General features: G+C 36.7%; 17 protein-coding genes and 1 tRNA gene. 1 reads left to right on the top strand and 17 read right to left on the bottom strand.

The genetic code is table 11. The features are described from left to right. Window positions 1–11: 11 nt before the first annotated feature. The 15 genes from DNJ75_RS05700 to DNJ75_RS05770 form a co-directional block, all read right to left on the bottom strand. Window positions 12–1091 (bottom strand): type VI secretion system protein IglI family protein, encoded by a 1080-nt coding sequence (locus DNJ75_RS05700; RefSeq protein ID WP_117002226.1) that lies wholly within the window; start codon window positions 1089–1091, stop codon window positions 12–14. Further along, the gene (gene tssK / locus DNJ75_RS05705) at window positions 1088–2350 is read right to left on the bottom strand and encodes a type VI secretion system baseplate subunit TssK (protein WP_117002227.1); all 1263 of its coding nucleotides are present in this window, start codon (window positions 2348–2350) and stop codon (window positions 1088–1090) included. Before tssK ends, DNJ75_RS05700 begins: the two co-directional genes overlap by 4 nt. Further along, complete coding sequence (locus tag DNJ75_RS05710) at window positions 2351–2953, bottom strand: hypothetical protein (protein ID WP_117002228.1); 603 nt, start codon at window positions 2951–2953, stop codon at window positions 2351–2353. 47 nt (window positions 2954–3000) lie between these two features. After that, a complete protein-coding gene (gene tssC / locus DNJ75_RS05715; RefSeq protein WP_117002229.1) occupies window positions 3001–4500 on the bottom strand; it encodes a type VI secretion system contractile sheath large subunit in 1500 nt (499 codons plus the stop codon). Window positions 4501–4503: 3 nt separating this feature from the next. Continuing rightward, a complete protein-coding gene (tssB, locus tag DNJ75_RS05720; RefSeq protein ID WP_117002230.1) occupies window positions 4504–5064 on the bottom strand; it encodes a type VI secretion system contractile sheath small subunit in 561 nt (186 codons plus the stop codon). 247 nt (window positions 5065–5311) lie between these two features. Further along, the gene (locus DNJ75_RS05725; protein ID WP_157968225.1) at window positions 5312–6310 is read right to left on the bottom strand and encodes a hypothetical protein; all 999 of its coding nucleotides are present in this window, start codon (window positions 6308–6310) and stop codon (window positions 5312–5314) included. A 44-nt stretch (window positions 6311–6354) separates the two neighbouring features. Continuing rightward, window positions 6355–6828, bottom strand: coding sequence for a hypothetical protein (locus DNJ75_RS05730; protein ID WP_150469001.1), 474 nt, complete (start codon window positions 6826–6828; stop codon window positions 6355–6357). A 159-nt stretch (window positions 6829–6987) separates the two neighbouring features. Next, a complete protein-coding gene (locus DNJ75_RS05735) occupies window positions 6988–8247 on the bottom strand; it encodes a hypothetical protein (protein WP_117002233.1) in 1260 nt (419 codons plus the stop codon). 153 nt (window positions 8248–8400) lie between these two features. After that, window positions 8401–9795: a type VI secretion system baseplate subunit TssF/IglH gene (gene iglH, locus DNJ75_RS05740; RefSeq protein ID WP_117002234.1), complete on the bottom strand. Its 1395-nt coding sequence runs from the start codon at window positions 9793–9795 to the stop codon at window positions 8401–8403. A gap of 14 nt (window positions 9796–9809) precedes the next feature. Beyond that, window positions 9810–10469 (bottom strand): DotU family type IV/VI secretion system protein, encoded by a 660-nt coding sequence (locus tag DNJ75_RS05745; RefSeq protein WP_117002235.1) that lies wholly within the window; start codon window positions 10467–10469, stop codon window positions 9810–9812. A 12-nt stretch (window positions 10470–10481) separates the two neighbouring features. Then, on the bottom strand, window positions 10482–10919 hold the full coding sequence (locus DNJ75_RS05750) for a hypothetical protein (protein ID WP_117002236.1): 438 nt from the start codon (window positions 10917–10919) through the stop codon (window positions 10482–10484). An 18-nt stretch (window positions 10920–10937) separates the two neighbouring features. Next, entirely contained in the window at window positions 10938–11744 is an 807-nt protein-coding gene (locus DNJ75_RS05755) for a hypothetical protein (protein ID WP_117002237.1), read from the bottom strand. A gap of 13 nt (window positions 11745–11757) precedes the next feature. Beyond that, window positions 11758–15159, bottom strand: a complete 3402-nt coding sequence (locus DNJ75_RS05760) for a hypothetical protein (protein ID WP_117002238.1) — start codon at window positions 15157–15159, stop codon at window positions 11758–11760. A gap of 22 nt (window positions 15160–15181) precedes the next feature. Continuing rightward, entirely contained in the window at window positions 15182–15970 is a 789-nt protein-coding gene (locus tag DNJ75_RS05765; protein WP_117002239.1) for a LuxR C-terminal-related transcriptional regulator, read from the bottom strand. Between the two features lie 326 nt (window positions 15971–16296). Next, on the bottom strand, window positions 16297–16887 hold the full coding sequence (locus DNJ75_RS05770) for an isochorismatase family protein (protein WP_117002240.1): 591 nt from the start codon (window positions 16885–16887) through the stop codon (window positions 16297–16299). Window positions 16888–17082: 195 nt separating this feature from the next. On the opposite strand from DNJ75_RS05770, the gene DNJ75_RS05775 reads away from it, so the two are divergent. After that, window positions 17083–17158 (top strand) — tRNA-Asn (locus DNJ75_RS05775). Window positions 17159–17334: 176 nt separating this feature from the next. On the opposite strand, the gene DNJ75_RS05780 is transcribed toward DNJ75_RS05775, so the two are convergent. Both DNJ75_RS05780 and DNJ75_RS05785 read right to left on the bottom strand, forming a co-directional pair. Beyond that, window positions 17335–17805, bottom strand: a complete 471-nt coding sequence (locus tag DNJ75_RS05780) for an integrase core domain-containing protein (RefSeq protein WP_117002241.1) — start codon at window positions 17803–17805, stop codon at window positions 17335–17337. A gap of 81 nt (window positions 17806–17886) precedes the next feature. Beyond that, window positions 17887–18968 (bottom strand): IS1634 family transposase (locus DNJ75_RS05785; RefSeq protein ID WP_157968227.1); only part of this gene is annotated, 1082 nt, incomplete at its 5' end.

Here is an 18968-nt window from a genome sequence, read left to right on the forward strand (position 1 = left end):
CATAATCACCTTTAATCTTGACGTATAAACTCGTTGTTGTAATGACTCTCACGTTCTTGGAACGGTTGTTGCGGTGAGTGATCCCTCTCATAGTCATAGCGCTCATGCACAGGACTTTGTAAGCTTGGCATTGGCGTATTGGCAATAAGTCCATTAAAGATCTCCTTATCAACAGTACTGCCATTATTATCAAACGGTTGATCTAACAATAACCTATGATCCGAATGAATAATATTCTCAAGAATACTCCACTGCAACGAATTAAGATTATCACTCATATGATTAACCAATGTTTGAAACTTAGGATCAAAACTTTGCTGATAAAACCCAATGAAAATACTTGGGAAATACTGTAACGGATTAAACTGTGATAGCTCTTTATATATATGATGATATAAGGCAGCGGCAGCAGTCATCTGACCTTTGGCCTTTAATAAATCAAACGTCTCAAGCTTCGCTAGCAAATCAAACCATTTTTGTGATGCCTCTTTTAATGAGCCTGATGCAACTTGAGCCTTTTTCTCATTGAGATCTAAGCCCATCTCTGTTGCGACCTCATAGTCATCACTACCCTTCAACGGAGACTCTACAACAGCTCTAGCTAATCGTTGTTGCAGAAAATGTTGTAACTTCTTGTAGCTGTCTTGCAAACTGGGGGCTAATTGCATGATACAAACCACAAGTAAGTCAAAAGCATTGACAACATCTTCTGCAATACTTAAACGCGATTTCTGGCTTTCTTGATAAGTTAAATTATCCATCACCCCACTAACAAACCACCCTAAGGCACTTTCAATTTGGCGAGGTTTAAACTTATATGGTTGCAGTATTTCATAACGATCTTGCAAGATAAAATGCAAACTATCAAAAGCGTATATCGCATGTTCATTGAAGTTTTGATGGCAAAGTCCAAAAAGGTAATAACATACCAAACGAATATCAAAGTAACCTTCGGCTAACTTTGACATCGACATCTCCATACATTTTATATAATCGCCCTTTTGGCTCAAGTCAACGATCTCAGATAAATCAACTTGTGATAATACATCCTCACTGGCTAATAGCTCAGCAAAATCAATACATTCACTCATAGCGCGCTCCTTTCGACCTTATAGTCCGGTGAGTATAAAAAGATCTTGGCATTTTCAAGCTGAGGAGTTGTTGTCATGGCCATATTGCCATAATGAATCACATTGTCCCACTCTCGACCTGCCTCCACTTTATAGATTTGGGTATTCGCATCAAAAATATGCGAAAATAATGTCTCTTTTTCATGGGTTAATTGCAAACCAGGCAATGCTTTTTGATGCACCACAGGCAAGCGTTCACTACTGGCAACTTTGATATCATCAATATTAAAATCTTTGGTTAACTCTTGAATGAGTAAGTAAACTCGATTTGAACCTAAAATAATCTCTGGAATTTCTTTGAGCTCTATATAGCGCATACCTTTATTAAAAGCTAACAATGAAGCCTCTTTCACTTCATATTTGGCGATAAAACCTAAGTGTTCAACCAGATCATTCAAACACTTACAGCATGTATTATGCTGATATGTCAGCTCAGTAATAGGCTCATCATCGATGTAATTGCAAAAACAAAGATAAAAATCATATAACTGTTGAAACAAATAATCAGGTGATGACCGACCACCTTGCTCCATGGTCATCATGCAATTATCAATACGATAACTATGCATCAAAACTGTCTGCGCCATCACATATTTACTGGCTGAAATATGATTTAGTAAGTCATTTTTAATTCGCGCCTCGATCGACAAAACAATGCTTTTAATCTGATCTTTGTAGCTTTCCCAAAATAGACTGTTATAAAAACTTAAAATCGGCGTTTTTGCTAAGGCATTAAGCTCACATTTACCAGATGGCAGCATTGAAATCTTACAAAAAGGAAAGCTACTAACACTTCCATCCATAGTGGGAGCGCTAGACAAAACTGCCTTGTAGCTTTTGATCTCAATTTGATGATCGACGACCGATATCTCTTTAGGTTTTGCAGAGAAAACATGTAAATAAACCTCTTTATTTGACGTCTTTAATAGCTCATCTAGCAAGCATTCTTCAATACTGAGATTATTATGCAATTCATAATATTGACCACAAACATCAATTGCTTTAAGCACTTTAAAGCGGATAACACCCATTGCGCACAAGTCACGATCAATCACTAAATCAGCAAAACCATAAAAAGCTTCACCTTGTAATTTCGAGCGTTGAGCAATAAGTGCAACATGATGATCACCCATCATATTAAAATGCTGAGGCAAAAGTAATTGACCATTTTTCCAATTGACTTGATGCATACTAAACTCCCAGTATTGAAATTCATTCATTTATGCTGCATTTGAAGCAATACCCCAAGCACGTGCTGTTTTTTGCCCTTGTCCTAAATCAATCGTAATATTAGGATTAGTTGCCTTTAATGATGGTGGCAAAAAGGTCAATGTCCATATCCCAAATTTCTCATGTGCATCTAAAGAGTCTTTATTATATTCAGCAGCAGGCTTACCACCAAAACTATCCAAACGGGTGGTAATTGCATCTTCATTTTTCGCATAGACAACCCACTGCCCTTCACCGGTTCCATCTTTACCTGCAAATTTATGAATTTCAAACTTCAGCTCAATTAATTGATTATCTGCTTTAAAGCTTTGCATCGTTGTAACAAGTGCTGTGTGATGGGCTGCAGGATACATAAATCTGATCGATAACGGGCTTGACGAACGCTCGCCTAAGTTAAATGTATCGATAATAGCAACGGCTTCTGCATCACTCACACCGTCATCAGTTGGCTGCTTATATTTCACACCTTTTGGCAGCTCAGTCCCATTGATTTTTAGCTCAGTAATAACTGCATACTCTTCATGTTGCAAGGCATTGCCCTGATCCAATAAAACATATGGGTCAAACGTTTTATTAATCGCTGTACTATTCATTTAAAACACTCCTTTTGTCGTTGCATTTATGTTTTACACATTAATTTTTAAGCTAATCGAGAGTCTAGCTTTAACTCAGCATCCATACCCTCAAATTGAAGATGAGGTAGCACACTAATTTTGCAGTTATACCAACCGATTTTTCCATCTACAGAGTTCACCTCAATCTTGGCAGTTTTAAAAGGGAATCGCTGTAATGTTACATCATCTGGATCCGTTACTGCGGTTACATAATCGTTGAGCCACTTTGATAATTGGTTCTGGATATAAGCGCCATCTGCTGTTGAACCAATATTGTCACGCATCACAGATTTAACATAATGCGCAATTCGTGTAATTGAATAAGTGTATGACAGATTTGAAATCATCTGCGCATTTTCAGAGTCTTTGGGATCTTCAAAGGTCTCAACATATTTCGCTGATTGCGCACTAAAAAAACACGCCTCTGTTGTTCCCTTGTTGTATACCAAAGGAATGAAACCACACTTAGCAAACTCAAACTCACGATAATCAGGAATCACAAACTCCACCGGTGGCTTTGCCTCCTCCTTACCACGAATATCAAAAGTATGCGTGGCAAGATTCTCAACCATGCCCCCTGCCTTTGGACCACGAATATGCTGGCACCAACCAGAGCGCTCAAACGACTTGGTTAAATTTTTAGCAAACAATATGGCACTTGAGCCCCATAAGTAATCATTATCATTTAATGGATTAATATCTTCTTTAAAGCCTTTAAGACCTTTGTTTGCTGGATTGATCTCAGGATCATAAGGCAGTCTTAAGACATAACGAGGCAGTGTCAAACCAACATAAGTTGCCTGCTCTGTTTTTCTAAATTTATTCCAATTACCAAATTTAGGGTGATTCATTAACCCCTCAAGATCTTTGATCTGCGACAGCTCTTCAACAGAATCACAGCCAAAAAACTGCGGCTTAACTGCTGATACAAATGGTGCATGTGAGGCAACTGATATTTTGCCCATAGTTGATAACCAATCCAGATCCTCATTTGAGCGATCAAATTCATACAGCCCAACAATTGAACCATATGGCTCACCGCCATATTGATCATACTCCGCAATATAAACTTTTTTGAATAATGATGACCCTGCAATATCAACACTATTGCACTCAAAGTCCTCAGCAAGTTCATCTTTAGACGCATCTAAAAAGTCAATTCTAATATTGGCCTGAAAGTTGGTATCTTTTACTAAGTCTGCCAATGAGGTAAATTGAGATTCAATATGTTTAAACTCTGGCTGATGCATGATTTCATTAACTTGATCATTGATGGCATTATCAATGCGATCAATAATTCGCTGTGCAATTGATTTATTAAAGCCCGCACTAAAGTCCTCTACCTCGGCATTTGCCATGAGTGCTGCCAGACTTGCAAGCAGGCGATTTTCCTCACTGCAGTTTTCCTCCACATTTGAAAACGCATTAGCAACCATTGGGGTTTGTGCAACGGCTGTTGCATTTAAACTTGCGGAACTGAGTAAAGCTTCAATTGCACTTAAAGTTTGTGTATTTTCTGCTGTCATTATTTACTCCTTAGCAGTGCTATCAATTTCACCTTCAATCACATTCGCAACCTCTGCTTTTGGTAAGGTGTAATTTTCAAGTGCATTTAGATTTGACTTAAGTTCGTTAGCACTTTCATGTGCCTTTAAAATATCGTTAAGTTTACGACGAAACGCCTTGTTATTATCTGACATTGCTTGTAACTCAATCAGTAATGTTTTCATTAAATTCAGTGCTTTAATCTTTGGTACTGATTGAGCAACACTCGTAGGGTTAAATGACTTTATATTTTCGATGGGGATATTGACATCAATAGAGCCTTCATTGGAAGGATCCACTTTGTTTTCGACATTAAGATTTAATGTGATCCCCATATCTTTAATTGTTTTGTCTAAATTTTTGCCATCAAGTTGACGCACCTCTCTGGCATCAAAATCTATTTGACGATCTTTTGATTTCCCCAACGAAAAGTCCCCCATAACTAACATCCTAAACGGCAATTCTTTTTTTACCTTTTTGCCATTGATTTCTACAGGGTATTTAAGGGTGATACGTGATTTAGGAATTTCATCAACTACTGCCATTTGTTTCTCCAATTTATTTAACACTTACTATAAAATCACCAACTAGTGATCTTCATGTGATTAATATTAACTCACAAATCTCAGCGGAAACATAGCCATATTGGCCTAATGTTATAATCGATAAAACTCGAGTTGTCCCTACACGTATAGCTTTTGCCTCTACGGCAGATTAAATTATAATAAATACAATGGATCATGCCTTAATATCCCTTAAGAGTTTTAGGGAAATCAGCTTTTTATTGAATAGTTACTTATCAATTTTTAATGATAAATTAATTACATCATGATCAAAAGCACTATTGATTTCATAATCTCTTACCACATGTCCATTAAATTTATGATTAATTAAACGATAATAATTAGCATGTCTCTGAGGATTAAAGCCGATGAGTTGTGAAATTTTCTTATACATATATAAAATCATCCTCCCATTATAGCCATCAAATGGATCTATCTCATTATACCGTCTACTATGCGTTTCTAAAGTGAATGCCGCTATCTTAGTTCTCATATAATCTCCAAATGTTCTACCAAAATAATGGTGCTGTTCTGATGAATGTCTTTTGGCAAGACTCATTAACTGCATTTCTTCACGATATTGCCTTTCAGTAATATCATTTCTTTCAAATGCATACTGCACCATTTCCCTATACTCAGCAAAGCGCTCCCTATTGCTTTGGTAATGCGAATATTTCTGATACCCAGCATAACCAAGATAGCAGAGACCAAAAGCAGCACCAACTACCATAAGTGCACCAACGGTTGCAGCAGATCCTGCCGCAAAAGCGATTGTAGAGATGACACCAAGGCAAGCCTGAACACTATTATTCGCTAATGAGACCTTGCGGCGATCGCAAGCATTTTCATACTTAACCAACAACCAAGAAAGCATGCCTTTTAATGAGGCGATAGATATCAACTGACCTTCATCAACCGCTCCTCTTACTCCATAGCGTAAAAACCTTTCAAAGTACTTATTAACCATATAAAGCGCTATATAAGTATCATCGATCTTTTCACAGTAACTTATGATTTTTGAAACATCATCAGCAGCAGACACCACACCGCCAACAGCACCAACTACTCCACCAGCTAATGTTGTTGCATGAGAAGCTGCAGAAGTAGTAGAGCGTGCGATAATTGTTAGGGTATTTTCTGCAGCTCCTAAAGCCGCCTGTGATGCTGCTACACAGCGACTTTTTGTTGAAGCCTCATCATCTACTATTGTAGCCACAGCATTACCCATAGTACGCACTAACCCAACACTTCCTAAAGCAAAAGTTCCAGCATTTAACTCCCCCAACCTTTGGAATGGCTAGGAACTTGGTCACCTTGATACCTTGCATTATATCCACCACGAACAGCATTCCCTGTGGTCTGTACCATTTTAGCAGCAGTAGCCAGATTTTCGGTTGCACGCATACCGCTTTTAATTTTATCCGCGGCTGAATCTTCACGAAAGCACCTTGAACTGGGCGTTTGTGCACGCCTATGGACTACTCTATGGTGTTGCTCATAAGAGTGCGCACTTCTAGCAGAATAACCACCACTATGATAGCGACTAGCTGCAGGTGAGCAAGAGCGCTGCTGCATTAGATTCTGATGAAATAAAGATTGTGGTCTTTGTGGATCAGGAATACAAAATTCTCGCCCACCACTCACCCTTGAGCTACTACTTTCTTCAGGTACTCGCCATAGATGCTTACCGCAAACTGAGCATGTATATTTTGTTTCCGATATATATCCACAACTATAACATTCCATAAAACGACTCCCATATTTTTTTAACAAACCCAAATTCGAATCATAAGTACATAACTTGCGAAATAATAATTAGTTTCTGTGAACCTTTTTTTACCGCAACCACATACCAAACTTCCTACAATCTGTAAAAAACACTCAATCAAATGCCTCTATAAAGCATTAAACCATCTGGCTTTTGACGCTTAAGTAGTGTCTTCGACAAATATCATAAATTCTGTGCTGCCCTAATAATTTTGATGATGCCGAAATATTCTCTAAAACACTGATTAATACATCTTTAAAATCAGTGTCGTACTCATGATATTTAGATATCCTTTGATGGTATTTTTTATCTTTTAAAAGCAACCTTGACATCAACATATAAATTAACAAATTAGATTCTTTTAATACTTCCAGATTTAATGGTATTTGTTTTTTACTTATTCCTTGCTCAATTAAATGACTTGCATAAGCAAGCTTTCTGCTAGCTGATGCCTCATTTAGCATATGTGACGGTCTTTGCTCGAATAAAAGCTCAAACGCTTTAACTATTTCAATAAACACATCATAAATATATTTCACCTCATCTTTTGTATCCTCAGTTAATTCAAGATCATATACTGATGTATACACTGATTTAAGTATGCTAAAAACGGCGTTAATATCTCTCCAGTGAGCCAAACCATTCTGCTGTGCACCAAAACTTTTATAGCTATGATTGTCCCTTTCCATATAAGCGTGGTTGCATTGAGCGCCTTGAATTGAAGTCGTTTGTAAAATTGGGCAGTAAAGTGTATATTGTGTAACTGTCACTCCATCATCATTACTTAATGAAACCACCGCACCATGATTGGCCTGATGATCTAAAGTATATACAAACAAGCTAGATCTAACCGAACCATAAAAATCTTTTTTAGATTGCAACATCTTACAAACTTTCTCATGAATAGAGTCTGATCGCCCCGATGCTGCCGAGCATGAAACCACCTCAATCACTGTTTCTTGAACAGCTTTATTTCTAAATGTTTTATAGCAATGGTAAATACAATTAGCAACTAGTTGGCAATCGATTGCTCCACCAACATCCGAATGCATTTTGCTTTTATCTGGTGCGCCATGCCCTAGCACAAGTATTCTAATACGTGTATATGGATCCAGTTTTTTGCGATAGTAATAATAGTTCAACCACCCCCTAAAATATTGCTCCTCATAAAACTCAAAGTTTTTAGGATGAAGATCTAAGGTAATAAAGTTTTTTAACCCTTTATAGTTTTTGCTCAAACTATTTGAAAGCGTTTGATCTCTTTGATCTTCATCACAAGGTTTAAAATAACTACTTGCATAAGAACAGGCAGCATTTAAATAATACCGACCTGCATTAACAGCCTGTTGATAAAAAGTAGGACGTATTCTTATTAAAATTGTTAGCTCATTACTCATATTATTTCCTGCTTTAGCATTGAGTTCTCATCATGAGTGATCATAAATTTAATCATATGTCTGCGATTTCAAAGTGACTTTATTTTATTTACTAGTAGATCATATTTTAATAAGAATATATCTGACTGAGTATAGCCAAAATAGCCTCTTTCTTTACAGCTGATTTTTAAACTGCACTAATATCTTAAACATCGTATTTAAATAGCGATTGAGCGCAGTATCCTTACAAAAACTAATCTCTTTAGCATTATTCATATGCACAATTTGATCTTCAACATCTCGTAAATATGCTATCAAGTGTGTCAATTTTTCTTGTTGATATTGCAGTGGTAAAATTTCAGTGACTAAGTCGAGTAAATCTTTATGCAAAATATTTCTCTTGTAACTTAATTTTTGAATCAGTTGCATTGCGTAAAAGTCTAAGACAACAGAAGCAGAGGCCTCCAAGCTCACGATTGGAGCCAACTTTAATGACTCAATCGGTTTAGAGGGAATATTAAAGCTTTCTAGTCTGCCTAGCTGGCGATAACCACTGTGCCATGCAGCCTTTATTTGAGCCTGCATCCCAGGCTCAAATGGGATATTATGAAACTGTATGTGCGTATATCTTTGATGCATTGATTTCTCAGCAGGCACTAAAGTATAGCTTGGCTCACCATAACCACAGCTACTTTGAGGATATAAACGTGTAGTTTTGGTCTCTTGAATCAAACTAACTTCAAGCTCTCGCAACAACAAATCATTTTTTTCATGGTTTAAAATAATCGGATAACTATCTTTGGAGCCATCGACCCGAATGGGTAATGCATAATCAATATGATAGTTGATCAATGGCAGGTGATTAACCTTAATCAGTGATATACCTTCTTCGACATCAATCATTTTCCCTTTAAAATCGATAACAAGCTCTATTGATTTAATTTCCTCTTCATAAAAGTCGTTATTAAACTGCAATCGTAATCCTTGATAAAACCGTCTATCTCTTAATTGATCTTTTAAATATTCATGTGGATGCATATAGGCATAATGAAGCTTCTCAACAACTGCTCTTTTTGTTCTTTTCTCACCTTGCAGTGTAAATTCTAGCGAGAATTCAGCTTCTTTAAGTACATCAAAGTAATTACTAGCAAGGATTTCATTCTCATCAAAACACCAAATATCAATATGGTTTTGATCAAGATAAAAAAAGCCAGACAAGTTATTTAGACTCAAATATATCTTATCACCATCACTTCTGCGATTTGTGATTTCACAAGGCAAGATTTGTGTATTAAACATCGGATGCAATGTGCATTTTTGACCATCTTTGGTTAATGCTTCAATGCGATCACTCAATAATAAATCCACAGCATTTACCTGTGACGGCTTGAGCTTAATCTCAGTAAACAGCTTATATGGAATAGCACTTTGTAAATAGGGAATTCTTGTATTAAACGACCTAAGACGTGCATTATAGATATACTGCAAAACATCTCTTTTAAGATCTTTGACATCGCTTTCCAATACAGACTGAAGCTGGATAAATTTCTGTGCTAATACATCTTGCATAGAGACTCCTTAGATTAGAAATAGACTAAAACACCGCATAACAAATATGTTAAAGCAACACATCCGCCTAAGATCAAGCCTAAGTGCTGTCTAAAGCATTGCTTGACTTTATTAGCCACACGTAAATATCTGCTTTTTGTTACCAAAGGTATTGATAAATCATTACTTTCTAACAATGGCTTCTCATGCTCAAACTGCAACATTTCCTTAAGCTTATTAATATAATTAGCAATTGCATAACGCTCTGATTCCGCAGGATATTTGCCTTTAAACCCACCTGTTAGCATGCAGTAATACAGCTCATAGATAAACTTAGGGTAAAATGGGTTTGCTAATACATCATCGACATATTCGTAAAACTTAACCCCACCTTCAGTCGTCTCAAAAAGCTCCTTTTGCAAGCTAGGCCAAGGGTGTGCTGCATACTCATAGATCCCAGCGAGTATCTCATCTAGCCACACAGCTATGCCAAAACTTGTATATTTAGCAATCTTTGCATTGTGTAGACACTCCACTTTTTGCGCTATCTGATGTAATGCATTGCGAAAAAAAGCTCTTGTCTCAATCGTTTCTTCAATATCAACATTCGCCAGATTATCAATCTCCTTGCCATATGACTCTGATTTCAAAATCAGCTGACTAATATCTTTCCAAATCAAAAAATCCTGTTGCATCTTCTTTGCCTCCTAAGCGCTAAAATTCGATAGACTATCTTTACCTATTGTCACTTCATACTTCTTGCCATAGGCTTCAGGAATATATTGTTTCCACTGCGTATTGCTCGCCACATTGGTATAGAACACAAAAATACCCATGCCTTGATGTTCATTTGCTGGCACCTTATACACATAATCACCATCAGCAAAGTTATCCGGTGTGAGCGTTACGGTATGTGAGCTTGATTTGCCCACCAAGCTTAACGCTTTCTCATAATCTGTATTGATAAAGCTTTGCTCGGACATCGGCGCTGCTAACACGGTCAAAATTTGACTATTATTACTATTGTTATCTAGATGCATTTTAAGTGTTAGCGTCGGTGAAGTGCTAAACATTGCACAACCACCTAATGACAACACAGCAAATGCAACAATCAATAATTTACTTTTATGTAGTATCTTTCTCATTTGTTATTATCTCCGGATTTATAGTTCTTGCTCAAAGAGCAACTGCTGTCTTGCATTTAGTTTTGTCGTAGTCGTCAACCTACTTGATAAATAGGTGCTCTCTTGATTTGTCAATAATCTCATATGTAATTGCAAAAGATAGCCATGCCAAAAACTACCATAGTGCGCGCACCATTTTGCCTGCAAAAGCTGGGTAATACGCACGATCTCATACTCACTTAAACCTTCTTCAATATTTAAAGTGATTTGAATTCTGTTTTTTGCTTCAAAAATCACATGACCTATCTGCCCATGTTGGTCAGACAATATGGCTTGTCCTAAAATCATCTGTTTTGGTCTTACTAAAGAATTCGCATGATTAACCTTAAGATCAAAATAATACTCAGGGAAAAGGCTTGCTACTTGGTAATGAAGCTCAGCATAGGAGTTTAATGCCAAAGTATTATTCTCAGTAATGGCGTTAAACGCATCCTTTGACTCCACCATTAAGTCCAAATGCAATAACATCAATATATGTTTCAACCATTGGTTAGCATATTGCGCAAATGTTTTACTTTGCAAAAAGTCCTCTGAAAAGCCAATATCTTTGAGCTTGGACTGCGCTGCAAGCCATCCTAAATTCACACCAATGATTATTTGAGCGTCAACATAATGTAAGTAAGCAATCGTGTGTGTATGAAAAGCACTGCTTTCAACACTTTCAAATTCAATATTTTGAATATCAAAACCGAGCATAAACAGCTGCTGCAGCAAATAGCTTAAGCTAAATTTCTTTGCATGCTGCTGCAGATTATGTAAGGTTTTATTTGATAACACACGCGCCATAATCTGTCTTACCTTATGATAATGGGAAAATCATATTTTGCGCGCTAAATGCTACTGGTACTTTATGTCCATTCACTGGAATATACCAAGTCATCAGGCCATTATTCCCCGTAACCGATTGATTCACCAATTGGTACAACGCCCAGTTTCCATTATTGCTGATCGTTTGATTCGTCGAGTTGTTTAATACCACGCCAATGCTCACCTCCGCAGGTTTCCACCAATCATATTCAATGGCTTGTTGTAGCGGTTTTGCGTCTATGCCAACAACAGAATTGTTGTTTAATGAAAGGTAAGTCATCTTGATATAGTTGCTTGCTAATTTCTTTTGGTAAAATGGTTCTGCTTGAAGCATAATTTGTAGCGGCTTTGGCTTGCCGTCACTACTCCAAAGTGCATTGCTGATATATTGCATTTGCTGCACATCTTGAAGAATACTCGCCAAATTCAAGGCGCCTGCATAAGGCACTTTTCTCATCTGCCAGATGCCATTTTTGTTCACAAACACTTGTGCGAATTTTTGCTTAAACAAATCCCAAAATTGCCCATCTTTTGGTGACAATAGACTAGTTAATACTTTAGGTGACATCGTCTGTGACGCCGTTAAACGCATTGGAAAGCTGTTTTCAATCGTATCAACCATATTCGCCAACTTCTCAGTCCAAACCGTATCAAAATAATTAGCTACTTGCTGCATTCCTAACATATATACCACTGAAAATATCTGAACAAATGGCTTACGCTGCGCTATAGGCATGTGGATTTTATCAAGCTCATTGTTTGTCAAACGCATATAAGAGCTTGATGAATCTAAATAAATCGCCAATGCTTGATTTGCCAAGGCAGACATGCCGTCACTATTGACTAAGTGACTATCTTGATCTTGATATAACAGTTGATTACGCAGTGTTGAGATAATATTGATATAGCCACTTAATCCTGCGTTACTGTTTTGTTTGCTGGTGCTTATCCCCAATAATAAGCTATCGAAATTCTGCAGCTGATGGTAGCTTGCAAAGCTTTGACTAATTTGCTTTATAAAGTCATATTTCAGCATGTTTTTATCAAAGTTTGTATTACTATTGATTTGTGTAATTAATGCCAATAATGGTGAGCTTGGTTGCTTCATGTTATATAAAGCAACTTTTAATGCAGCAACACTCGTTATATTGTAGTCAAAGTGAGTGATCAATTGGTTATAGGCTTCAATATAGCGCTGCGTATACTGATCAATCGATTGATTAAAGACTTTCTGCAACTGTGTGGTATCAATATGCTCTTGGCTTAATTTAGCCACTAGATGCTTGTAGGCTTCAATATCTGGAATAACCACATTTTGTATATAATTACCCGTGAAACTTGAAGCGACCTGATTATTTGCTGACAATAATGTTGATCCTTGGTTAGGATCTGTATGTTTAGACAAAAACAAATTACCTGAGTGATGTGTATACTCGTCAATAAGCGTATTAATTTTTGCACGCACAATCATTTGCTGCCAATTGCCATAACTAAATTGATCACTACCATATGCCTTAGGCAAGTTGCTACTTTGCCCTTCTACAATAGTTGTGCTTATCGCATTTAACAAATCTGAAAAATCTCGCGCCTTAGCCACTGCAAAATCAGGCTCATTGGCTAATAGTTTAATCAAGTTTAGGTAAGTCGCATTTTGTGCTTGCTCTTGCTCCTGTGAACCCAATCTATCAATAAATTGCTGCAAAAACTTTAGTTCATTGTGTGACAAATGTGACTGCATCGCAGGTAGAAATTGATACAGCGCTGATTTAAGTATAATTTTAGATGCAAAACGATCATAAATCGCCCGATAAAAATGTTTGATATCCGATATTTTAATCGCACTATCCTGCAACATAATATTGATTGCCACCATAACAGATTGATAGCTGTCACTATCATCCAACGGAATCGCATCGATTGATTGTCCTGTAAATTCATCTGTAGGAACTCTATCATTATATTTAATATACAAGCGGATCGTTTTTTCTGGTAGCTGACTTAAACTTGAAAAAACATTGGCATAATGCAGAATAAAATCACGCTCATTCTGCTTGGTTACATGTGTAATCAATAGCAATGCAGCTAATTGAACATCGCTCGTTGATTGCTCAATCAATGGTTTTATATTGCTTTGATATATGCTATTAGCAATTTTCTGCTTGATTCCATGCATTAAAATAAATTGCGGATAAATATCAGCAATAGGTGTACTGGCAATATCTTGTTGATAATCCAGTGTGATTTTTTGCATCTTGTCAGCAAAATCATTTAATGAAATTTGCTTATTTTGCACTAAATTCGCAACCGTATTTGCCGTATGATCAAAAGCCACTTGTCTGCTTTGTAATTTGGAAGCGTAAAATATCATAAAGCCAATGAGCCCAGCACTTAATGTACTTGCTGATAATCGAAATAGTGAAATAGGCTGTCGTATCTTCTTATACGTTAACGTCAAGATATTTGGTGTGCCCTGCGCTGCTTGCGCCAGAAATAATGCCTGAATTTTTGGTGTTAATGTCACTTGGTTCTCATAGTGCAATGTATCAACAATAACATGCATTGCCTCCAAAGATTGCCTAATCCCATCCAGTATCAATAGCTGATTCATAAAAATATGACTATCTTCAACATTAATCAATCGACTTTTTAATGCCATCAGTTTATCGGCAAACACTTCTAGTAGCTGCCCACCTTCATTTGGCTGATACATACATATATTTTGAAGCTCCATCGATAGAGCACTAGATTCTTCAGTCATCTTGGTGTGTGATAACTGTATACAAACTGGTAGACGACGTTTTTTAATCTTTTGCATGACATCAATTTTTGCACGGATAAGTTGCGCTAGATTCTGCAAATCATCACTGCTTTGCTGCAAAAGCTTATCAACATCAAGACTAATAATAATCGTAGGAATCTGCCCACGAAAGATCTTCTTCCATAGGCGCTTTAATAAAAGAACTTCTAATTTATCATCTTCATCAAGACGCGCTTGCCCGATTTCATAGATAAATGACTTATTGTCAATAAAATAATTATCCAAACCATCTGGTTTATATTTCAAATAAAATTGACGACGAAAATGCTCAAACTGTGTGTGCTTTACCACACTGCCTTTCTCTGCCAAATTAATATGCAAATAATACTGGCAAAGCTTCATTTTTCTTCTTAATGCAAATGGCAAATCCTGCTTAAATAGTTTAAAACTTTTAATGCCACTATTTGAGGTAAACACGCTTTTTAGGCTAAGCCAAAGCTTCTTTAACTTAACCGAATTTTGAATAAATTTTTTGTAAATTTTTTGAATTGCCTGCACAAGCAACCAAAAACCACCTAAGCCTAAAATCAAAAGGCAAATAGGGTTGTGCAATATACTTTTTATCGCTTCACTCATATCTTAATAAACCTTGCTTTGATTAAACATAAATGAGTTTATTGCTTGATGAATAAATACCTGAGATAAGTTTAAATAGATATACCAGCTGTAATGGCGTGCTGATATTAAACTTACTCTTGATCATCTTCAGATGATTACTCACCGTGTGTTTGGAAATAAACAATCGATCTGCTATTTCCTGATAACTGGCACCATGCATATAAAGTGTCAAACATTCTGCTTCTTTTGGTGACATGCGTACACCTTCGCTAGATATATATTCCTTGGGAAACAGCTTTACTTGCTCTTGTGAGAAATAGCTTTCCACATATGCTGCAAGATCACTATTGGACTCGATCTTCTCAAGGTAACTACATGCAGTTGTTGTTAATTCTTTTTTCACACAATCAATGAAAGTATTGATTTCATCAATGCCACTCATGAGTTGGCTATTGCTCATATCCGTACTAAAGAAAATCGAAATCAAAATGCCGTTGTTATAGGGTTCGACATAAGAAAAAGCATTGTTTACATTAGAGATATATTGCTGCTTCAAGCTCAATAAATGCGCTAATGTTGATGACTCATTACTAAACTCAATTTTTGATAGCTTAAATAAGTCAGGTAAAAGAGCCGATTTAGCACTTACCATATCTTTAATAAACTGTTCTTGCATTCCTAGCATTAACAATTTGCCATCACTATCAGCAAAAAACATCAAACAACTTTCTATATTCAGAGCGTTTAGTGCCGTAATACGCGTTTGTAGAATTTTCTTATAGCGATATGAAAATTGTATGATTTTTTGTAGTGTACTTTCCTGCAACATATAACGATTACCTCATCCTGTATTAAACAATCATTGCTTATGTTCATCAACGCTCAGTAGCGCTTGACCTGATGATTATGGTATGAAAAACTGATGAGGATTTAAACAATATAAAGATGACTAAAGATTACTGATACATTTTATTCATTAAAAGGATTCATGCTAAGTACGTCATCATATTGCGCACCTAACTCTCCAAACTTTTTATGTGAATGTGAATAGAATTTCACAAATCTTATCCCTGAAAAACTAAATACAGCTGGTGATTTATAGCCTTGAGAATCAATTAAACAACGATAATGCTGTTGATACTGTAGCGCCTGATCTCAAGAGGAAATTAGGCATTTAGTGTCGATTACCTGCGCGAATCCAAATGCAATATTCTTAATTGCCGCTAAGTGCAAGTCAGCATTAACTGTTGCCGTCGCATCGCTGACAAAAAAAGCGTTATAACCACGCATAAAGGCATCTCTAGTTGTTGTCTCACAACAACAGTTTGTCATCACACCACAAATAATCACATCTTTAATTTGATGATCTTGTAAGATCTTATCAAGGTTTGTTTGATAAAAGGCACTATATTGACTCTTATCAACAATTTCAGCCCCCGTTAGATCAAACTCATCAATAATTTGCCACGCTTCACTGTCTTTAACAATTTGATCGCCACCCCACCACTGAATCATATTTTCTGAGGTTTGCGAGCTATCATTATGGCGCACAAATATCTTTTTAATGTGATGCTGGTCTGCAAATGCAATTAACTGTTTAACATGATTTATTTGTTTATCCGAAATAATCTCGCCGTGGAAAACATTTTGCATCTCAATAATAACCAATGCGGCGTGTTGCTTATTCAAAGTTTTACGGCGTGTATTGATATCAGAAATTTGATCTAATGAAACGTCATAGTGCATAAAACTCACTTTTATTAACTCGCTAACTTTGCCACATCATAACGTCTTTTAAAGGATACTCAAATCATTTCACTCAAGCACTCAAACTCTTAAAATGACCATGTTTTCATCAACTTGGTAAATATTCTCTTTTTTTAAATAAAAGCTATTGACTCGCAAACGCATCGCCTATAGAATCCCCTCTCGTTAAGGCATTCCCCGATAGCTCAGTCGGTAGAGCAAGTGACTGTTAATCACTGGGTCGGCGGTTCAAGTCCGTCTCGGGGAGCCATCTCAAAGCCGTATATGGCAAAGTTTTCAAACATTTTAAAATCAAAAGAGATTAACCATTCTGCATTCAATAGGTAACAAAAAATCACTACCATAGTTCAGTTAAACCTATAATCTCAAATTATTCTACCCCAAAATGTCAATACAGTTTTTTAAAAATTCTTATTCCTACACATGTCATGCAACCTGCAATGTTTTTTGCGCCTGACCTTTAAAGTCAATAGCACCTTCTTTGTCCACATTCATTGGTTTTTTGTATCCCAAGCTCTCATGGAATCTACGATGATTATAAAAATCAATATAATTAGCAAGATCAGACCTAAGCTCAGGTAAAGAACCATATTCATTAAGATAAATTCGCTCGCATTTTGCACTGCGCCAAAAACGCTCAATACAAATGCTATCAGTAGTTCGCCCTTTACCATCCATTGAGATAGTAATACCTCTACTGGATAATGCCTCAGTATGTATATGCGAGGTATATTGACTGCCTTGGTCAGTGTTAAAAATCTCAGGATTGCCAAAGCGATCAAGTGCTTCATGCAAAACACTCATTACCAGGCTGCTATCTGTTAGAACCAGCAAAAACTTTACCCAACTTGGTAAGCAAAATTTCTGAAACGTAGACAGCATAAGGCATTGAGCCATACACAAAGTTGAGTTAAGGCACTACAGATTTTTTGTGTTTTTTTTGATTTTTTGATTTTTTGTGAAGACGTGATCGATGCGCTATAGCGTTGTAATGATCTGCTTTAGTGGAATAGCTGGCGCATTACAGGCTTTATAAATCTTAGCCTGATCATGATTGGGCTTAGTTGACTTACGAATATGTAAGGTTTTCCCTTCCTTGGTTTGCATAGTTGTCGTGACACGATAATGCGTGCTTAATTTTAACAAAATAGTCTCCCAGCTATCATGGATGTCCACTTTCTTAAGCTGGAAACGGATGCAATGCAAAATATGATAGGCAAGTATACTAATAAAAATATGACCACTTATGCGCTCTGTGGTTTGATGATAAACAGGACGCATCCCTAAGTCACTTTTTAATACTCTAAAGGCAGCTTCAATATCATTGAGCATGCGATAGGTTTGCCATATTTGTTGATTATTTAAATGGGTTTGATTGGTACGAATGCAGTAAATCCCCTTGTTTTTATTCGCTCGAGTTTCCTTGTCATGCCAAGTCAAGGATAAGGCATTTTCTTTGTTGGCATCTGCTTTTAACTCTAACTCAAAATGACTCGCTACTTTGCTGTATTTTTCTTTTAATCTTCCCAGCTTTTCGCAGACTTTATCATATTTCTTGGTGCAGCCTTTTTTGCTTAAGCCTATTTTTACCTTTTCTAATTCCTCAATAAATCGTTGTTTAAATTTCTCATACATCGCACTACCTTTGCTCTCCATCCCCTGCGAATGGCAATACAGTTCTACCTCGTCGCCATCTGACGGCTTAACTAAATAGGTAGTGACCTTGTTATCCTGATCTTCTTTGACAACAACATCTGAAATGTCCTCTGGTAAGGATAAATTACGTTTACGTGATATCACCAAATACTTATAACCATGCTCTGTCAACCATTGGATATTGTCCTCTGTAGCAATACCGGCATCCATAACTACTATAGCCTCTTTGCTACAAGGTTTAACCATTTCCTCTAATGTTTTTGGCTCAGAAACATTGCCCTTAAACAACTGACTCTTTTTGATAAACCCAGAACCATCCAGCACCAGCGCTAAGGTCACTAACATGCAGTCGCTGCGTTTTTCTTTTGATCGTCCTAAAGCGCCTAGCTCATTGTCCAATGATT

This window comes from Cysteiniphilum litorale, from assembly GCF_003428165.1.
Classification (GTDB): domain Bacteria; phylum Pseudomonadota; class Gammaproteobacteria; order Francisellales; family Francisellaceae; genus Caedibacter; species Caedibacter litoralis.